The organism is Croceicoccus pelagius (assembly GCF_001661915.1).
GTDB classification, from domain to species: Bacteria; Pseudomonadota; Alphaproteobacteria; order Sphingomonadales; family Sphingomonadaceae; genus Croceicoccus; species Croceicoccus pelagius.
Map to the genome: position 1 here is coordinate 75,769 of NZ_LYWY01000018.1, position 15,961 is coordinate 91,729.

Below are 15,961 nucleotides of genomic sequence, written 5' to 3' on the forward strand. Positions count from 1 at the left end.
ATCAGGACCGGATGCGGTCCCATTCCTCCATCTCGTAGGCGATCGACGTCTCCACGAGATTTTCCCAGAATTCCGCGATCAGGTCCACTGGCACGCCCTTCGCCAAAGCGTCGGCCTTGGCAGCATCGATGACCGCCGCTTTACGCTCCTCGTCGCGGACCTGGCCGCGTTCGGGCTTGATCCGGGCGGCGGCGCGCATGTAGCCGAATCGGGTGGAAAGAAGGTCGATCAGGGCACGGTCGGTCGCGTCGACACCGGCGCGGACTTCGGCCATCGTCTCGCAGTCTTCAGGCGACTTCAAAGGTGTGTTCATGGGCCCGCGCTTTGCCCAAGCCTTCGCCCCGTGTCGAGAGGCCCTTTTGCTTGACACCGCAGCGCATTCCTTTAAGGGGCGCGCATCCACGTCGGTCGGGCCTGCTACAGGTCCGTTCCCGATAGGTCCCGCACCCCGGTGAAGCGGTGGCCGCATCTGGCAGATGGCCAGGTGGTGCGATGCCGGGCTTTGGCCCTGTCATGGTGGCAGGGACAGCATATTGGAGAATGATCATGACGAAGCGCACCCGCGCCAAGCATAAACTCGACCGTCGTATGGGCGAGAACATCTGGGGTCGCCCGAACAGCCCCGTCAACAAGCGTTCCTACGGCCCCGGCCAGCACGGTCAGCGCCGCAAGAGCAAGATCAGCGACTTCGGTCTGCAGCTGCGCGCCAAGCAGAAGCTCAAGGGCTACTACGGCGACGTCACCGAGAAGCAGTTCAAGGCGACCTACCTCGACGCGTCGAGGATGAAGGGCGACACCGGCCAGAACCTGATCGGCCTGCTCGAACAGCGCCTCGACATGGTTGTGTACCGCGCCAAGTTCGCGCCGACCGTGTTCGCCGCTCGCCAGATCGTCAACCACGGCCACATTCTCGTGAACGGCGTGAAGTGCAACATCCCGTCGCGCCGCATCCGCGTCGGCGACGTCATCAGCCTCGGCAACAAGGCCAAGGAGATGGCACTGATCATCGAAGCGCAGAGCCTGCCCGAGCGTGAGATCCCCGACTATGTTTCGACCGACGGCAACGACAAGGTGACCTTCACCCGCGTTCCGACGCTTGACGAAGTGCCCTATCCGGTCCGCATGGAACCGAACCTGGTCGTCGAGTTCTACTCGCGCTGATCAGTCGGGTGACGACACGAATTCAAGGAAAAGGGCGGGCTTTCCCGCCCTTTTTCGTTTGTGCAATCCGCTAATGATTTTTCAGTGTGATCAGGGCCTTATCCGGGAACCGCAGGCAGGTTTCAGGCATTTATCCGGCACTATGCAATACCGTTTCATCACGCCCAACCGGATCGGCAAGTGGTACCCCGAACTGAAGCTCGCCATGAAGCAGGCTGCAGCGATCGGGGCAGGATATTACGACAAGGCCAGCGGGCAGTTTTTCAAATACCGCGACACGCAATTGCAGGTGCGAAATTCGCCTGACGACGACGCGCCGCTCGCCGCCTGATCGACACCAGACGGTTCAGCGCAGATAGTTGCGCCTGAACTCTGCGGCGAACGCTGCGAAACGGCCGCCCGCAATCGCATCGCGCATCGCCTGCATCAGCTGCTGGTAGAACGAGATGTTGTGTTCCGTCATCAGCATCGCGCCAAGGATCTCGCCTGCCTTGTTGAGGTGGTGCAGGTATGCGCGCGAATACTTGCCGCAGGTCGGGCAAGTGCAACGGTCGTCCAGCGGCTCCTGATCCTCTGCAAACCGCGCATTGCGGATGTTGAGAGGACCGTTCCACGTAAACGCCTGCCCGTTGCGGCCGGAACGGCTCGGTAGGACGCAATCGAACATGTCGACCCCGCGCTCTACCGCGCCGACAAGATCATCGGGCTTGCCGACCCCCATCAGGTAGCGAGGGCAATCGTCGGGCAGTTGCCCCGGCGCAAAGTCCAGTGTGGCGAACATTGCCTCCTGCCCTTCACCCACGGCAAGGCCGCCGATGGCGTAGCCGTCGAAGCCGATTTCGCTCAGCTTCTGCGCGGAAATGCCGCGCAGTTCCTCGTCCAGAGCGCCTTGCTGGATGCCGAACAGCGCCGAACGCGCGGCGTGTTCCTCGCCACTGTCGAAACCTTCGCGGCTGCGCCTCGCCCAGCGCATCGACATTTCCATGCTTTGCGCGATGACATCGCGGTCCTGATCGGCGCGCGGGCATTCGTCGAAAGCCATGACGATGTCGGAGCCGAGCAACCGCTGAATTTCCATCGAGCGTTCGGGCGTCAGCATGTGCTTCGACCCGTCGAGGTGGCTCTTGAAGCTCACCCCTTCCTCGGTGATCTTGCGCAGGTCCGACAGGCTCATCACCTGGTATCCGCCGCTGTCGGTAAGGATCGGGCGGTCCCAGCCCATGAATTTGTGCAGCCCGCCAAGCCGCGCCACGCGCTCCGCACCCGGACGCAGCATCAGGTGGTAGGTATTGCCAAGAATGATGTCGGCGCCGGTTGCGCGCACGTCCTCGACCTTCATGGCCTTGACCGTGGCGGCAGTACCGACGGGCATGAAAGCGGGGGTGCGGATGGCGCCGCGCTTCATGGCGATCTCGCCAGTGCGCGCCTTGCCGTCGCGGGCGTGGATGGTGAAGGCAAATCGGGTCATGAGAAGCAGGCCCCTAGCCGCTTGCAAGGGCAAGCGCCAGCCTGTGGGATCATACCTTCAGGTCAGCCCCCTCAAACAAGACCCCTCAGGCCAGCGTCCTGAATGTGATCGACCAACGGGGCTGCTCCAACGGCACGATCGAATGTTCCCATTCACGTCGAGCCGGCCCGTCCAGCCGGTAGGCATGGCCGGGTTCGAGTTCGAAGCTGGTGCGTTCAAAGCCAGCGCCGCTCCGCTTGCGCAGCCGCATTGTGGCAGGTGTGCCTAGCGACAACCCGATCACGCGCCCGAACTGCGGCCTGTCGCGATGCCACCCGATACCCGCGCCAGGATCGTAGCGGATCAGCAGGGCCTGTTCGTAATGCGCAGGATCATCACCAAAGGCTGAAACCGTGCGCTGGCGTATGTCGGCCAGCCAGTCGGGCATGGGCTCGGCATGCGCGATGCCGCCGCCTTCGAAATCATAATGCCACCCGAAAGAGCGCGTCATCCGTTTGCCGGTCCATTGCTGAAAACGGAACGGGGATAATCCGGTCGCGTCGATCAGATCTGCCAGTCGGGCGTCCTCGTCCGGCTCGACCAGTCTGCCCGAAAGAGACAAGCCCGCGGGCGGCGCTGCCGCGTCATCCGCACCGAAGAGATCGAGCTGCAAGGTCATCGCCCGAATATGGTAAGCAAGGCACGAAAGACCACCTTCCTCTCGTCGTAGCCTTCGCTATGGAGGGGGCATGGAAATCGAACTCTGGCTTCTTGCCGTCATGGCCCTCGTGGCGGTGTTCACCGGCTTTCTGGACTCGGTCGCGGGCGGCGGCGGGCTCGTCATGATGCCCTCGCTGCTTTTTGCCGGTCTGCCGCCATCTCTGGCGCTGGGAACGAACAAGGTGCAGTCTCTGGCGGCGACGACGATGGCGTTCCGTAACTATTCGCGCGCGGGCCTGGTCGAATGGCGCAAGGAAAAGTGGCTGGCGCTGATCGCCTTCGTCGGCGCAGTCGCCGGATCGCTTATGGTGCAGCAGATCTCGACCCGCGTGCTCGAACTGGTCGTGCCGCTGCTATTGATGGGGGTTGCGGCGTACGTCATCTTCTCACCCCGCATGGACGACACGAAATCGCACGAGTTGGTGACGCGTAAGGGCTATGCGCCGGTGGGCGGGGCAATCGGATTTTACGACGGATTCTTCGGCCCCGGCGCGGGCGGGTTCTTCGCCGCTTCGCTGGTGGGCCTGCGCGGTGAAGGCCTGACGGCCGCGACCGGTCACGCAAAGCTGTTCAACATGACCACGAACGTCGCCAGCGTGATCGTCTTCGCGCTGGGCGGAAAGGTCATCTGGACGCTGGGCCTGTGCATGGCCGTGGGTGCCATGACCGGGTCGTGGATCGGATCGAAGTTCGCCGTGAAGCATGGCGCAAAGCTGATCCGCCCGCTGCTCGTCACGATCAGCCTGCTGCTGACGGCAAAGCTGCTTTACGGCTGGTTCTTTCCCGGCTGATCCCGAGGTTCAGAAGTCGTAGATCAGCGTGATGCGCGAAAGCGTATCGGTTTTGGCCGAATCGTCTGGCGGACTGGTGTCGTGGACGAAACGGTACGACAACCGCGCCGAAAGGCCGCTGCCCATCGCAGCCTCAACCCCCGTCAGGCTGGTATAGGTGTCGTTCCCGCTCTGCACGAAGGCGCTGGCTTTCTGTGTGAACTTCAGGTTTGGCGCGAACTTCCAGCGGAAATTCATCGCGCCAAGTCCCGCAAAATAGCTCTCGCGATCGACGTTGGGCTCGATTTCCTCGATCACCCTGGTCGTGCGCCACGCGGGGCCGGCCTTGATTTCAAGCGCGAGGTTCTCGCGGTCGAAGACGCGGTGGCCGAGACCGCCCGAGACCGAGAAGCGCGAGGAATAGCCCTGAATCCGGTCCCGCTCTGCCTGCGTGAGGCCGTAGATGAAGCTGCTTTCCCCAATGTCGAAATTCGGCTCGTAGGACAGCAAGAACCGTTCACGCGTGGTATCGCCGTCGCTTCGCTGGTAGTCGGCCTGCACAATGACCTTGTGGCGCCAGTCAATGCCGATCCGCTCGACGCCGAGCGCCGCGGTCAGGCCAAGGTCGTCGCTGTTGCCGGTCGCGCGGATTGCGCCAAGCTCGCCCTTGCCTTCCCAGCGGTCGAAGATGCTCGCGGTGCGGATCGCTTCCTTGGCCAAGAGAGCTTCGCGCTCGGCCCACTTCTCGACCATGCCGTCGAAACTCTGCTTGCGCTTGGCCAGCGCCTCGACTTCCTCGGGATAGGCGGCCTCTGCCGCAGCATAGACAGCGGCTACTTGCGCCGGGTCCTTCGTCGCTTCGGCAGCGGCGATCATTTTCAGGACGGGTTCGGGCAGTTTTGCCTGTGCTGCGACAGGCAGGACGAGGGCGATGGCAGCGGTCGAAAGTGCGGCAGTCCATTTCATGGGCGAGGCCGCTAGCAAATCAGTCGCGAAGTCGCCACCCGGTCCGGAATATCCACGTGATTATGCCGATACAAAGAGCGAGGAAGCCGGCCGTAGCGGCAAATGCGACGCCGATCGTAACGTCCGACTGCTCGAAAAACGTCCAGCGCAGGCCTGATACGAGATAGACGATCGGGTTGAACAACGCGACCGTGCGCCACTGTTCGGCCAGCATGTCGATCGAATAGAACGTGCCGCCAAGGAACGTCAGCGGCGTCAGCACCAGCAGCGGCACCATTTGCAACTTCTCGAACCCGTCGGCCCAAAGCCCGAGGATGAACCCGAAAAGCGAGAACGAGGACGCGACAAGCACGATGTAGACAAAGGCCAGAATCGGATGCGCGATCGTATAGTCAACGAACAGCGTCGCCGTGACGAGGATAATCGCCGCGATGATCAGCGATTTGGTCACCGCCGCGCCGACGAAACCCACCAGCGTCTCGGCCACGCTGACGGGTGCGGACAGCAGTTCGTAGATCGCGCCGGTAAATCGCGGCATGTAAATGCCGAAGCTGCCGTTAGACGTGCTCTCCGAAAGAAGCGTAAGCAGCAGCAGGCCCGGCACGATGAACGCCCCGTAGTTCACGCCGCCGATGTCGTTCATGCGCGAGCCGATGGCCGCGCCGAAGACAATGAAATAGAGACATGTCGTGAGCACGGGCGAAATGATCGTGCCGAACACCGTTCGCCATGCCCGCGAGACTTCGCGCTTGTAGATGGCCCACGCGCTGACTGCGTTGAAACCTGCCCTCATGCCGCGATCTCCGGCCGGTCTTCGACCAGCTTCACGAAAATGTCCTCAAGGCTCGATTCGCGTACGTCGATCGCGGAATAGCCGATCCCTTCGCGGGCAAGCCGCTGGGCGACTTCGGCGACGGCTTCCTTGCCGCCCCCTGCCCCGTCGCCGCCACGGAAGGTAAGCGCCATGCCGTCGTCGGAAAGCGCGAGGCCTTCGTGGGCGATGCTGGCCGGAATGACGGTCATCGGCGCATTGAGGGCAAAGCTTGCCTCGGTCCGGCCTAGGCGGGTCATGATGGATGCCTTGTCGTCGACAAGCAGGATACGGCCCTTGTCGATCACGCCGACACGGTCGGCCATCTCCTCGGCCTCTTCAATGTAGTGAGTGGTCAGAATGATGGTGACGCCCAGTTCGCGCAGCACGTCGATCTGCTTCCACATGTCGCGGCGCAGTTCGACGTCGACGCCTGCGGTCGGTTCGTCGAGAAACAAGAGGTCAGGATCATGCGCCAGCGCCTTGGCGATCAGCACGCGGCGCTTCATCCCGCCCGAAAGCATGCGAAGCTGGCTGTCACGCTTATCCCACAGGCTCAGTGCCCTCAGCACTTCCTCGATCCGCTTGCCGTCGGCAGGCCGTCCGAACAGCCCGCGCGAATAGGTCACCGCGTGGTGCACGGTCTCGAAGATATCGACCGCCATTTCCTGGGGCACGAGGCCGATGCGCGCCCGGATCTTCCGCCATTCGTGCTTCAGGTCCATCCCGAAAGCCTCGATGGTCCCGCCGGTCGGGCGTACGAGCCCGCAGACCGCGCCGATCAGCGTCGTCTTGCCCGCTCCGTTCGGGCCGAGGAGCGCGAATATCTCGCCCTTGCGGATTTCGAGGTCGACATTGTCGAGCGCCTTTACGGGCGGAGCAGCGCCGCGCCCTGGGTAAGTCTTGTCGAGGCAGGTGATTTTCAGGATTGGATCGGTCACCGCGGCAATGTGTGCCTTCATTCGCGCGATGCAAGGTAGGAAGAAAAAACGACCGTTTGACGAAAATCAATGAACGCCCGCGCTGCATCCGCGAAGAAGCCTCAGCACGTGCTTACCTGGCTCGTGTCTTCTCCAACAAACTTCGGCCCGCCGCTTCATTGTGGCGGGCCTTTTTTGTGTGGTGATCAGGGGATCAGCAGTGACCCGTCGCCATAACTGTAGAAGCGGTAGTCGTTGGCGATCGCGTGGGCATAGACCGCCTGCATCTTATCCAGCCCCATCAACGCGCTGACCAGCATGAACAGCGTCGATTTCGGCAAGTGGAAGTTGGTCATCAGCCCGTCGATGGCGCGGAATCGGTAGCCGGGGGTAATGAAGATCGAGGTGTCGCCCTCAAACGGGCGTATCACGCCGTCTTTGCCCGTCGCGCTTTCCAGCAGGCGCAGGCTGGTGGTGCCGACGGAGATAACGCGGCCACCGGCGCCGCGGGCGGCGTTGAGCCGCTCGGCGGTCGCGGTGTCGATCCGGCCCCACTCGGCATGCATGGCATGATCTTCGGTGTCGTCGGCCTTCACCGGCAGAAACGTGCCCGCGCCGACGTGGAGTGTAAGCGTTTCGCGCCCGACGCCGGCGGCATCGAGCGCCGCGATCAGGTCGGGCGTGAAATGCAGCGCGGCGGTGGGAGCGGCAACGGCACCGTCCTTGTCCGCGAACATCGTCTGGTAATCGCTGCGGTCCGCCTCGTCGGTCTCGCGTTTGCCTGCGATATAGGGTGGCAGCGGCATCCGGCCTGCGCGTTCCAGCAGGACTTCGACGGGCTCTTCGCCTTCGAACGTCAGGATGAAACTGCCATCGGGCAGGCGTTCTTCGGCAATGGCGGTGACATCTGCGGGAAACTCCACGCGGTCACCTTCGCGCAGGCGTTTGGCGTTGCGGACGAAGGCCTGCCAGCGGCGCAAGTCGATCCGCTTATGCAGCGTCGCACCGATACGCGCATCGCCCCGGCGGCCTTCTAGTTGGGCCGGAATGACCCTCGTATCGTTGAAGACCAGCACGTCGCCTTTTCTCAGCACAGCGGGCAAGTCGCGAACGATGCGATCGGCGAACGGTGCGTCGCCTTCCACCACCAGCAATTTCGCGGCGTCGCGCGGGCGCGCCGGACGCAGGGCTATGCGTTCGGTCGGAAGGTCGAAATCGAAAAGGTCAACGCGCATGGTTTCGCGCGCCTAGCGGTTGAGGCGCGCGAAGGGAACCGCTCAGTTGCCAGCGTCTTCCGAAGAAGGAGCGGCGGCGCTGAGTGGAGCGTTCAGCATGTCGCTGGTGATCGCACCCTGCATCGGCGTCGTCGACGGCGGAGCAAGGTTCTGACTGGCGAGCGAAGCCTGCAGGATCCGCGTCGGGTTCGCAGGCGGCTGACCGCGCGAGATGCTGTCCACGTACTGCATGCCGGCGATGACGCGGCCGAAGTTGGTGTACTTCATGTCGAGCTGCATCGTCGGGTAGAACACGATGAAGAACTGGCTGTTGGCCGAATCCTCGTTCGCGCCTTCACGCGCTGCCGAAACGGTGCCGCGAAGGTGCGGCACGCGGTTGAATTCTTCCTTGAGATCGGGAAGCTCCGAACCGCCGCGGCCGGTACCCGTCGGGTCGCCGGTCTGCGCCATGAAGCCTTCGATTACGCGGTGGAAGATCACCCCGTTGTAGAAGCCCTGACGGGTCAGCGTCTTGATCCGGTCGACATGGTTCGGCGCCCATTCCGGCTTCAAACGAATGGCGACGCGGCCACCATTCGAAAGGTCCAGCAGCAGGATGTTGTCGGGATCGGTCTGCAGCGAGGGATCGACGCGCCAGTAGGTCGCCGGATCGATCGGAGCCGGCGTCGCCGTCTCGGTCGCTTCTGCCTCAGCGGCAGGAGCGTCCTGGGCCATAGCGGGCGCGGCGATTGCAGAAAGGCCGAGCGCGGCGGAAAGGATTGCGGCGCGGGCGGTAAGGCGGAACTTCATATTGTTCTGGTGATCCCGAAATTTCACTCGGCCTGCCGCTTAGCGGGCCGTGGCTGACGTTTCAATGAATGGCTGGGCCTGGTGCTACAACGGGCCAGGTGCCCTCAGTAGTCGCCCTTGCGCCCTTCACGCTCAACGCGGGCAATGACTTCCTTGCAGACATCGTTGCTGACGAAGCGGGAAATCTCGCCGCCGAACTGGGCGATTTCCTTGACCAGCTTCGATGCGATCGGCTGAAGCGAGACGTCAGCCATGAGGAACACGGTCTCAATCCCGGGATCGAGCTGCTGGTTCATGCCCGCCATCTGGTATTCGTATTCAAAGTCGGCGACTGCGCGCAGCCCGCGCACGATGACGTTCGCACCCATCTTCTGCGCGAACTTGATCAGAAGCGCGTTGAAGCCAACCACGCGAACGTTGTCGATGCCAAGGTCGCGGACCTCGCGCTCCACCATCTCCATGCGTTCTTCGGGGGTGAACATCGGGTTCTTCGACGGGTTCGTCGTGACGCCGATGATCAGTTCGTCGACCAGCTTGGAGCCGCGACGGATAATGTCGCGGTGCCCCAGCGTGATGGGGTCGAATGTCCCCGGATAGATTCCGATACGCTTGCTCATGCCCCTCCCCGTCTGGTCCGTGGGCGGACCTCAGCGGTCCCGTTCGACTATGTAGCGTGCGATGGCGCGAAGCACTTCGGCCTCTTCGCCATAGGACGACAGGTGCCCGATCGCCTGCCGCACCAGCATTTCCGCCTGCTCGCGCGCGCGTTCAGCGCCCAGCAGCGAGACGAATGTCGCCTTGCCCGCATCGGCGTCCTTGCGCAGCGCCTTGCCCGCCAGTTCCTCGTCGCCTTCGTGATCGAGCAGGTCGTCCGCGATCTGGAAGGCAAGGCCGATGTCACGGGCATAGCTCTTGAGGTGCGTGCGCCCTTCCGGCGGCACGCGACCGAGGATCGCCCCCATTTCGACCGATGCACTCAACAATGCGCCGGTCTTCAATTGCTGAAGCCGGGTCACGGTATGGAGATCGAAGCCGTCATCGCCCTCGCCCGCTTCTTCGGCGACGATGTCCATCATCTGGCCGCCCGCCATCCCGTCCATGCCGCTGCCCTTGGCAAGGCAGGCGACAAGCTCGCTGCGCACGAAAGGATCGCTTGTCACTTGCGGGCTGACGAGGATGTCGAAGGCCAGAGCATGAAGCGCATCGCCCGCCAGAACCGCCGTCGCCTCGTCGTATTCGAGGTGCACTGTCGGCTGGCCGTGGCGCATTGCATCGTCGTCCATGCAGGGCAGGTCGTCATGGATCAGCGAATAGACGTGGATCGCTTCCACCGCGCACCCGGTGCGCACCGCGGCCTCGCGGTTCACGCCGTACATCTGGGCGGTCGCGGTCAGCAGAAGCGGGCGCAGACGCTTGCCGCCACCGATCGCGGCATAGCGCATCGCTTCGAAAAGGCGTGCACGGGCATCGTCCGGCACCGGCAGAAGGACATCGAAGTGGCGGTCCACCTCTTCCCGGATCAAGGCCAGCGCCTCGCCCAGCACGTCGGATCCGACCACGCCTTCGATAGCCATATCCTCAGGCACCTTCATCAAAGGGGCGCTTGCCTTGCGGTGCGCCGTCGGGACCGGCGACGATCTTCTCGATCCGCGCCTGCGCCGCATCGAGGCGGGCCTGGCAATGCGCGCGCAGCTTTTCGCCGCGTTCGTAAAGCGAGATCGATTCGTCGAGAGCGACTTCGCCGCTTTCCAGCCTTCGCACGACGTCTTCCAGCGCCTTCAACGCCTGTTCGTAAGTCAGGGCGGAAATATCTTGTGGGGCCTCATCCATGCGCGACAGCAATGACGACGCGCTTGGGCGCGGTCAAGCACCGACAAAGGGCTTGCAACCATGATTTAGGGGCTGGCAAGCGCGCGCGCCGGTGGTTAAGGGCGCGGTCATGAGCGAGATCACTCCTGACGTCGTCGAGGCGCACGGCCTCTCCCCCGAAGAGTACGAGCGTGTCCTGAATGCGCTTGGCCGCGAACCCAACCTTGTCGAACTGGGCATCTTCTCGGTCATGTGGTCCGAACACTGTTCGTACAAGTCCTCGCGCTTCCACCTGAAGAAGCTGCCGACCGAGGCACCGTGGGTCATCTGCGGTCCGGGCGAGAATGCGGGCGTCATCGACATCGGGGACGGTCAGGCGGCGATCTTCAAGATGGAGAGCCACAACCACCCATCGTACATCGAACCCTATCAGGGCGCGGCGACGGGTGTTGGCGGCATCCTGCGCGACGTCTTCACGATGGGCGCGCGTCCGGTGGCGAACATGAACGCGCTGCGGTTCGGTCGTCCCGATCACCCCAAGATGAAGCATCTGGTAAAGGGCGTCGTTGAAGGTATCGGCGGATACGGCAACTGCGTCGGCGTGCCGACCGTTGGCGGCGAGACGAACTTTCACAAGGCCTACGACGGCAATATTCTCGTCAATGCGATGACGGTTGGCGTCGCGGACGCGGACAAGATCTTCTATTCTGCCGCGACCGGCGTGGGCAATCCCATCGTCTACGTCGGTTCGAAGACGGGCCGTGACGGCATACACGGCGCGACGATGGCCAGCGCCGATTTCGGCGACGACATCGAGGAAAAGCGCCCCACCGTTCAGGTCGGCGATCCGTTCGTGGAAAAGCTGCTGATCGAGGCCTGCCTCGAGCTCATGTCGACCGACGCGATCGTCGCAATCCAGGACATGGGCGCCGCTGGACTTACCTCTTCCTCGGTCGAGATGGCGACCAATGGCAAGGCGGGTATCCGCCTCGACATGGACAAGGTCCCCTGCCGCGAAGAGGGGATGACCCCTTACGAAATGATGCTGAGCGAGAGCCAGGAGCGTATGCTCATGGTGCTCAAGCCCGGCAAGGAAGCGATGGCAGAAGCAATATTCCGCAAGTGGGAGCTGGACTTCGCGGTCATCGGTGAAGTCACCGACACACAGCACATGGTGCTCGAATTCGGCGGCGAAGTCGTTTGCGACATTCCGCTCGGCCCGCTCGCCGCAGACGCGCCCGAATACGAACGGCCCTATATCGGACGCGAGGAATATGCCGCCTGGGCAGGCACGACCCCGCTGGGCGAAGTGCCGGAAAGCACCGATATCGCGGGCGACCTCAAGACACTGCTGGCGACGCCCGACCTCGCCTCGCGCAAGTGGATCTGGGAACAGTACGATTCGCAGGTCGGCGCAGACACGCTGCAGAAGTCGGGCGGCGACGCGGCGGTCGTGCGTGTGCACGGAACGAAGAAGGCGCTGGCGATCAGCACCGATTGCACCCCGCGCTATTGCTATGCCGACCCCTATGAGGGCGGCAAGCAGGCCATCGCCGAGGCCTATCGCAACATCTGCGCCGTGGGCGCGACGCCGCTGGCGGTGACCAACTGCCTTAACTTCGGCAATCCGCAGCGACCCGAGATCATGGCCCAGTTCGTGGGCTGTCTGCAGGGCATGGGCGATGCCTGCCGCACGCTCGACTTCCCGATCGTGTCGGGCAATGTCAGCCTTTATAACGAGAGCAAGGCGACCGGCGGCGGCTCTGCCATCCTGCCCACGCCCGCCATCGGCGGCGTCGGCCTGATGCAGGACCACGAGATCATGGCGACCATCGGCTTCAAGGCCGCGGGGGAGCAAATCGTCGTAATCGGCGGCGAATCGGGCCACCTCGGCCAGTCACTCTACTTGCGCGAACTGCATGGCCGCGAGGAAGGCCCGCCCCCGCCGGTGGGTCTGGACCTTGCCAAGCGCGCGGGCGAAACCGTTCGCAAGCTGATCGCCGATGGCGTCGCAACCGCGGTTCACGACTGTTCGGACGGCGGCCTTGCCGTGGCTCTGGCCGAAATGGCGATGGCAAGCGGCCTGGGTTGCGCGGTCGCCATGCCGGAGGGACGTTCCAGCCCTGCCGCGTTCTGGTTCGGCGAGGACCAGTCCCGCTATGTCGTGACCGCTGCCGAAGCCGAGCCGATCCTCGAAGCTGCCGAGGCCGCGGGCCTTGCCGCGGTCGCGCTGGGCGATGTCGAGGGCGATGACGTGGTCTTCCGCTCGATTTCCGGCGAAAGCCGCGTTTCCGTCGCCGACCTGAAGGCAGCGCACTTGTCCTTCTTCGAGGAGTGGATGGAAAGTTGACCAACAGCCCGATCGCATTGTCGTGCCTGTGCGGCAATGTCGGGCTGACGGTATCCAGCCAGCCTAATTTCCTGCACCAATGCAATTGCACGCTCTGCACGAAAACGGGCGCCCAGTGGGCCTACTTTCCGCCTGAATCCGTGTCATGCGAAGGAAACACTCAGCCTTTTTGCAGGGCTGACAAGGACGATCCCGGCGCCGAGATCCACTTTTGCGGGAAGTGCGGTTGCACCACCCACTTCGTGCTTACCAAAAGCGCCATCGCGCAGCACGGCAACACGATGATCGGCGTAAATTTCGCCCTGGCCGATCCCGCCGATGTGGAGGGTGTCGAATTGCGCTTTCCCGACGGGCGCGGCTGGTCCGGTGAAGGGGCATTCGGCTACTATCAGCAGGCGATTACCCTGCCGCCCGTCTGAAAGGGAACATCTCGCCCCTGCCTCTCGTTTATCGCATCGTGAGGAAGTTTGTCCTTATCGCGCCGTTGATGGCGCTTTCCGCCTGCGTTGGCACAAATCCGTCGCCATCCGGTCCGCCCGCGTCCATCACGGCGACCGAACCCGCAACGCCATTGCCGATCGCGCGGATTCACCCACCCGAACAGGACGTGGCCTACGTTCGCCAGCACTTCGCCCGATATGATGGCACGGCCACGGGCTGGTCGTGGCTGGAGGATGTCGCGGTATTGCAGGAATTCCACTGGCGCGCCGTTGCAGCCAATGCGCCCGGCTATGTCGCCGCCTATCGTGACGAGCCCCGACTGATGATCGACGTCAAGCCACCTTACGACCGCGCCGCGCTGCTCGCGATGCTGGCACCCGAACTGCGCGACCGTGTCACGATCCGCGAAATCCGCCACAACCGGGCCGAGGCCGAGGCGCTGAAGTCGGCGGTGATCGCAGCTAGCGAGAGTGCCGGCGTGAGCGAGATGATTGCCGGATTTAGCCAGCAGAATGACCGCATGGAAGTCATCCTGACCGATGAGGACGAAGCCGACCGCCTGTGCGCCGCGCTTACGCCGGAGCAGGTAGCGGCAACGCACATCACCATCGCCCTTGGCCCGCTGATCGTCTATTAATCGACCCAGTCGCCCTGGGACACGCCGAGCAGTTTGAGCAGGTCGGTCAGGTCGCCCCGCTCGATCCAGCCGTTCGCCGCCGCCTTCGCCTTTGGCTTGGCATAGTAGGCGACACCGAAATCCGCAGCCTCGATCATCGGGATGTCGTTCGCCCCGTCGCCCGTCGCCAATGACAGCGCGCCATTGCCGAGCCGGGCCAGTTCCTCGTTCAAAGTCGAAAGCTTTGTCCCGCTATCGACGATTTCAGCCGCCAGCTTGCCGGTCAGCTTTCCTCTGTCGACACCAAGCACGTTGCCGACAACGCGTTCGAAGCCCAGCATCTCGGCCACCGGATCGGCGAAAGAGTGGAAGCCGCCAGTGACGAGAACCGTACGGCAACCGCGCGACTTCAATGTTTCCACCAGAACCCGCGCACCCGGCATCGGCCTTATACGCTCCTCAAGACAACGGGTTATCGCAGTTTCTTCAAGTCCCTCAAGAAGGCCGACACGTTCCGTCAGCGCGCTGGCAAAGTCGAGTTCGCCCTGCATCGCGCGTTCGGTGATCGCTGCGATCTGATCCTTGATGCCGGCATAGTCAGCCAGTTCGTCGATGCATTCCTGCCCGATCATGGTTGAATCCATGTCCGACACGAACAGCTGCGGCACCGTGATCTCGCGGTCGGACATCAGCAGGTCGCACGGCCCGAACGCCTCGCCCAGGATTGCGCGAACTTCGCCCGGGTTGCCGTCGGCCATGGCAATTTCCAGCACGTCGCCGCAGAAATCGAGCATCTGCGCCCCCGCAATGGCCCAGCCCTTTTGGGCCAGCGCCTTGCCCGCCTTGTCGAGCGCGGTTTCCAAGATGGCCGGTTCTGCTATCAGCCGGGCAATGAGCACGGACGCTATCTCCTTCAATTCGGGCCCAGGCGGCAATGGCAAGAAGCCTCGGGTCGCGCTCATTGCAGGGCCGACCGCCAGCGGCAAGAGCGATCTCGCGGTCGACCTTGCGCTCGCGGCGGAAACGGCCGGACTTCCCGGCACTGTGATCAATGCAGACAGCGCGCAAGTCTATGCCGATCTGCGGGTGCTTTCGGCCCGCCCAAGCGAAGAGGAAATGCGCGGCGTGCGCCATGTTTTGTTCGGAGCGTGGGACGGCGCCGATCCCTGCTCCGCTGCAGACTGGGCGATGCGGGCAAAGCAGGAAATTGACAAGGCGCATGGCGAGGGCCGCCTGCCCATCCTGGTCGGCGGAACGGGCCTTTATTTGCGTACCCTGATCGACGGCATCGCCCCCATCCCCGCTGTCGAATCCGCCATCCGTGAAGCGGTTCGCGCCCTCGACGTAGCCGACGCGCACAAGGCTCTCACGTTCGAAGATCCGGAGGCCGCCGCGCGCCTCAACCCCGCCGATACCACCCGCATCGCCCGCGCTCTCGAAGTCGTACGCAGTACCGGTTACCCGATGGCGTACTGGCAGCAGCGGCTGGAGGGCGGGATCGGGGACGGCATCGATATGACTGCCGCAATCCTGATCCCCGACCGCGAAACACTTTACGAAAAGTGCGATCGGCGTTTCGACCTCATGCTGGAACAGGGCGCCATCGAGGAAGTCCGCGCCCTGCTGGCCCGCAATCTGGACCCGGCCCTGCCCGTTATGCGCGCTATTGGCGTGCCCGAAATAGCAGGCCTACTGAACGGTTCGTACGACGAGCGGGAGGCCGCGAGCCGCGGGGCGCAGGCGACTCGTCGATACGCCAAGCGGCAATATACCTGGTTCCGGAACCAGCCACCGGAAAACTGGCGCCGCTTTGAAACGAAAGATTTCACTAAGGATGACATAATCGCAACTTTATTGCGTAATTTGCGGTTGACATGATATTCTGTGTCGCCTAGGTCGCCCTTGAATTTGGGTTGGGAGAGAGGC

19 protein-coding genes are annotated in these 15,961 nt (G+C 63.2%); 7 read left to right on the top strand and 12 right to left on the bottom strand.

What is annotated here, in order from left to right; all coding sequences use genetic code 11:
• Nucleotide 1: 1 nt before the first annotated feature.
• Complete coding sequence (locus tag A9D15_RS03225) at nucleotides 2-313, bottom strand: chorismate mutase (RefSeq protein ID WP_066761713.1); 312 nt, start codon at nucleotides 311-313, stop codon at nucleotides 2-4.
• A gap of 233 nt (nucleotides 314-546) precedes the next feature.
• On the opposite strand from A9D15_RS03225, the gene rpsD reads away from it, so the two are divergent.
• Nucleotides 547-1,161 (top strand): 30S ribosomal protein S4, encoded by a 615-nt coding sequence (gene rpsD, locus A9D15_RS03230; protein ID WP_066761806.1) that lies wholly within the window; start codon nucleotides 547-549, stop codon nucleotides 1,159-1,161.
• A gap of 142 nt (nucleotides 1,162-1,303) precedes the next feature.
• A complete protein-coding gene (locus A9D15_RS03235) occupies nucleotides 1,304-1,492 on the top strand; it encodes a hypothetical protein (RefSeq protein WP_066761715.1) in 189 nt (62 codons plus the stop codon).
• A gap of 15 nt (nucleotides 1,493-1,507) precedes the next feature.
• Here A9D15_RS03235 and tgt read toward each other — a convergent pair whose 3' ends face one another.
• Both tgt and A9D15_RS03245 read right to left on the bottom strand, forming a co-directional pair.
• Entirely contained in the window at nucleotides 1,508-2,629 is a 1,122-nt protein-coding gene (gene tgt / locus A9D15_RS03240; protein ID WP_066761717.1) for a tRNA guanosine(34) transglycosylase Tgt, read from the bottom strand.
• An 85-nt stretch (nucleotides 2,630-2,714) separates the two neighbouring features.
• Nucleotides 2,715-3,287, bottom strand: coding sequence for an alpha-ketoglutarate-dependent dioxygenase AlkB (locus A9D15_RS03245; RefSeq protein WP_066761719.1), 573 nt, complete (start codon nucleotides 3,285-3,287; stop codon nucleotides 2,715-2,717).
• A gap of 70 nt (nucleotides 3,288-3,357) precedes the next feature.
• On the opposite strand from A9D15_RS03245, the gene A9D15_RS03250 reads away from it, so the two are divergent.
• A complete protein-coding gene (locus tag A9D15_RS03250) occupies nucleotides 3,358-4,119 on the top strand; it encodes a TSUP family transporter (protein ID WP_066761721.1) in 762 nt (253 codons plus the stop codon).
• Nucleotides 4,120-4,128: 9 nt separating this feature from the next.
• Here the strand turns inward: A9D15_RS03250 and A9D15_RS03255 are convergent, their stop codons facing one another.
• From A9D15_RS03255 to A9D15_RS03290, 8 genes are all read right to left on the bottom strand, one after another.
• Nucleotides 4,129-5,064, bottom strand: a complete 936-nt coding sequence (locus tag A9D15_RS03255; protein WP_066761722.1) for a DUF481 domain-containing protein — start codon at nucleotides 5,062-5,064, stop codon at nucleotides 4,129-4,131.
• A 19-nt stretch (nucleotides 5,065-5,083) separates the two neighbouring features.
• Nucleotides 5,084-5,857 (bottom strand): ABC transporter permease, encoded by a 774-nt coding sequence (locus A9D15_RS03260; protein ID WP_066761724.1) that lies wholly within the window; start codon nucleotides 5,855-5,857, stop codon nucleotides 5,084-5,086.
• A complete protein-coding gene (locus A9D15_RS03265) occupies nucleotides 5,854-6,837 on the bottom strand; it encodes an ABC transporter ATP-binding protein (RefSeq protein WP_082924219.1) in 984 nt (327 codons plus the stop codon). The genes A9D15_RS03260 and A9D15_RS03265 overlap by 4 nt, the downstream gene beginning before the upstream one ends.
• A gap of 164 nt (nucleotides 6,838-7,001) precedes the next feature.
• A complete protein-coding gene (queA, locus tag A9D15_RS03270) occupies nucleotides 7,002-8,030 on the bottom strand; it encodes a tRNA preQ1(34) S-adenosylmethionine ribosyltransferase-isomerase QueA (RefSeq protein ID WP_066761726.1) in 1,029 nt (342 codons plus the stop codon).
• Between the two features lie 42 nt (nucleotides 8,031-8,072).
• Nucleotides 8,073-8,819, bottom strand: a complete 747-nt coding sequence (locus tag A9D15_RS03275; protein WP_066761727.1) for a peptidylprolyl isomerase — start codon at nucleotides 8,817-8,819, stop codon at nucleotides 8,073-8,075.
• Nucleotides 8,820-8,923: 104 nt separating this feature from the next.
• Nucleotides 8,924-9,436, bottom strand: coding sequence for a pantetheine-phosphate adenylyltransferase (coaD, locus tag A9D15_RS03280; RefSeq protein ID WP_066761728.1), 513 nt, complete (start codon nucleotides 9,434-9,436; stop codon nucleotides 8,924-8,926).
• A gap of 30 nt (nucleotides 9,437-9,466) precedes the next feature.
• A complete protein-coding gene (locus tag A9D15_RS03285; RefSeq protein WP_244881967.1) occupies nucleotides 9,467-10,411 on the bottom strand; it encodes a polyprenyl synthetase family protein in 945 nt (314 codons plus the stop codon).
• Nucleotides 10,398-10,649, bottom strand: coding sequence for an exodeoxyribonuclease VII small subunit (locus tag A9D15_RS03290; RefSeq protein WP_066761732.1), 252 nt, complete (start codon nucleotides 10,647-10,649; stop codon nucleotides 10,398-10,400). The genes A9D15_RS03285 and A9D15_RS03290 overlap by 14 nt, the downstream gene beginning before the upstream one ends.
• A gap of 109 nt (nucleotides 10,650-10,758) precedes the next feature.
• On the opposite strand from A9D15_RS03290, the gene purL reads away from it, so the two are divergent.
• From purL to A9D15_RS03305, 3 genes are read left to right on the top strand one after another with little or no spacing between them, the layout of a single operon-like run.
• Nucleotides 10,759-12,978, top strand: coding sequence for a phosphoribosylformylglycinamidine synthase subunit PurL (gene purL, locus A9D15_RS03295; RefSeq protein ID WP_066761811.1), 2,220 nt, complete (start codon nucleotides 10,759-10,761; stop codon nucleotides 12,976-12,978).
• Complete coding sequence (locus tag A9D15_RS03300) at nucleotides 12,975-13,397, top strand: GFA family protein (RefSeq protein WP_229660373.1); 423 nt, start codon at nucleotides 12,975-12,977, stop codon at nucleotides 13,395-13,397. The genes purL and A9D15_RS03300 overlap by 4 nt, the downstream gene beginning before the upstream one ends.
• A 38-nt stretch (nucleotides 13,398-13,435) precedes the next feature.
• Complete coding sequence (locus A9D15_RS03305; RefSeq protein ID WP_172807450.1) at nucleotides 13,436-14,056, top strand: hypothetical protein; 621 nt, start codon at nucleotides 13,436-13,438, stop codon at nucleotides 14,054-14,056.
• On the opposite strand, the gene serB is transcribed toward A9D15_RS03305, so the two are convergent.
• Nucleotides 14,053-14,934 (bottom strand): phosphoserine phosphatase SerB, encoded by an 882-nt coding sequence (gene serB, locus A9D15_RS03310; protein WP_066761736.1) that lies wholly within the window; start codon nucleotides 14,932-14,934, stop codon nucleotides 14,053-14,055. The genes A9D15_RS03305 and serB overlap by 4 nt on opposite strands.
• Here serB and miaA point away from each other — a divergent pair.
• Nucleotides 14,927-15,913 carry a tRNA (adenosine(37)-N6)-dimethylallyltransferase MiaA gene (miaA, locus tag A9D15_RS03315; RefSeq protein WP_066761815.1) on the top strand — a complete coding sequence of 329 codons (987 nt, stop codon included), beginning with the start codon at nucleotides 14,927-14,929 and terminating at the stop codon, nucleotides 15,911-15,913. The two genes, serB and miaA, sit on opposite strands and share 8 nt — an antisense overlap.
• Nucleotides 15,914-15,961 lie beyond the last annotated feature (48 nt).

What these genes read in the sequence shown, in the direction of transcription:
- A9D15_RS03225 (WP_066761713.1), bottom strand. Translation starts at nt 313, where the DNA reads ATGAACACACCTTTGAAGTCGCCTGAAGACTGCGAGACGATGGCCGAA.
- rpsD (WP_066761806.1), top strand. Translation starts at nt 547, where the DNA reads ATGACGAAGCGCACCCGCGCCAAGCATAAACTCGACCGTCGTATGGGC.
- A9D15_RS03235 (WP_066761715.1), top strand. Translation starts at nt 1,304, where the DNA reads ATGCAATACCGTTTCATCACGCCCAACCGGATCGGCAAGTGGTACCCC.
- tgt (WP_066761717.1), bottom strand. Translation starts at nt 2,629, where the DNA reads ATGACCCGATTTGCCTTCACCATCCACGCCCGCGACGGCAAGGCGCGC.
- A9D15_RS03245 (WP_066761719.1), bottom strand. Translation starts at nt 3,287, where the DNA reads ATGACCTTGCAGCTCGATCTCTTCGGTGCGGATGACGCGGCAGCGCCG.
- A9D15_RS03250 (WP_066761721.1), top strand. Translation starts at nt 3,358, where the DNA reads ATGGAAATCGAACTCTGGCTTCTTGCCGTCATGGCCCTCGTGGCGGTG.
- A9D15_RS03255 (WP_066761722.1), bottom strand. Translation starts at nt 5,064, where the DNA reads ATGAAATGGACTGCCGCACTTTCGACCGCTGCCATCGCCCTCGTCCTG.
- A9D15_RS03260 (WP_066761724.1), bottom strand. Translation starts at nt 5,857, where the DNA reads ATGAGGGCAGGTTTCAACGCAGTCAGCGCGTGGGCCATCTACAAGCGC.
- A9D15_RS03265 (WP_082924219.1), bottom strand. Translation starts at nt 6,837, where the DNA reads ATGAAGGCACACATTGCCGCGGTGACCGATCCAATCCTGAAAATCACC.
- queA (WP_066761726.1), bottom strand. Translation starts at nt 8,030, where the DNA reads ATGCGCGTTGACCTTTTCGATTTCGACCTTCCGACCGAACGCATAGCC.
- A9D15_RS03275 (WP_066761727.1), bottom strand. Translation starts at nt 8,819, where the DNA reads ATGAAGTTCCGCCTTACCGCCCGCGCCGCAATCCTTTCCGCCGCGCTC.
- coaD (WP_066761728.1), bottom strand. Translation starts at nt 9,436, where the DNA reads ATGAGCAAGCGTATCGGAATCTATCCGGGGACATTCGACCCCATCACG.
- A9D15_RS03285 (WP_244881967.1), bottom strand. Translation starts at nt 10,411, where the DNA reads ATGAAGGTGCCTGAGGATATGGCTATCGAAGGCGTGGTCGGATCCGAC.
- A9D15_RS03290 (WP_066761732.1), bottom strand. Translation starts at nt 10,649, where the DNA reads ATGGATGAGGCCCCACAAGATATTTCCGCCCTGACTTACGAACAGGCG.
- purL (WP_066761811.1), top strand. Translation starts at nt 10,759, where the DNA reads ATGAGCGAGATCACTCCTGACGTCGTCGAGGCGCACGGCCTCTCCCCC.
- miaA (WP_066761815.1), top strand. Translation starts at nt 14,927, where the DNA reads ATGAGCACGGACGCTATCTCCTTCAATTCGGGCCCAGGCGGCAATGGC.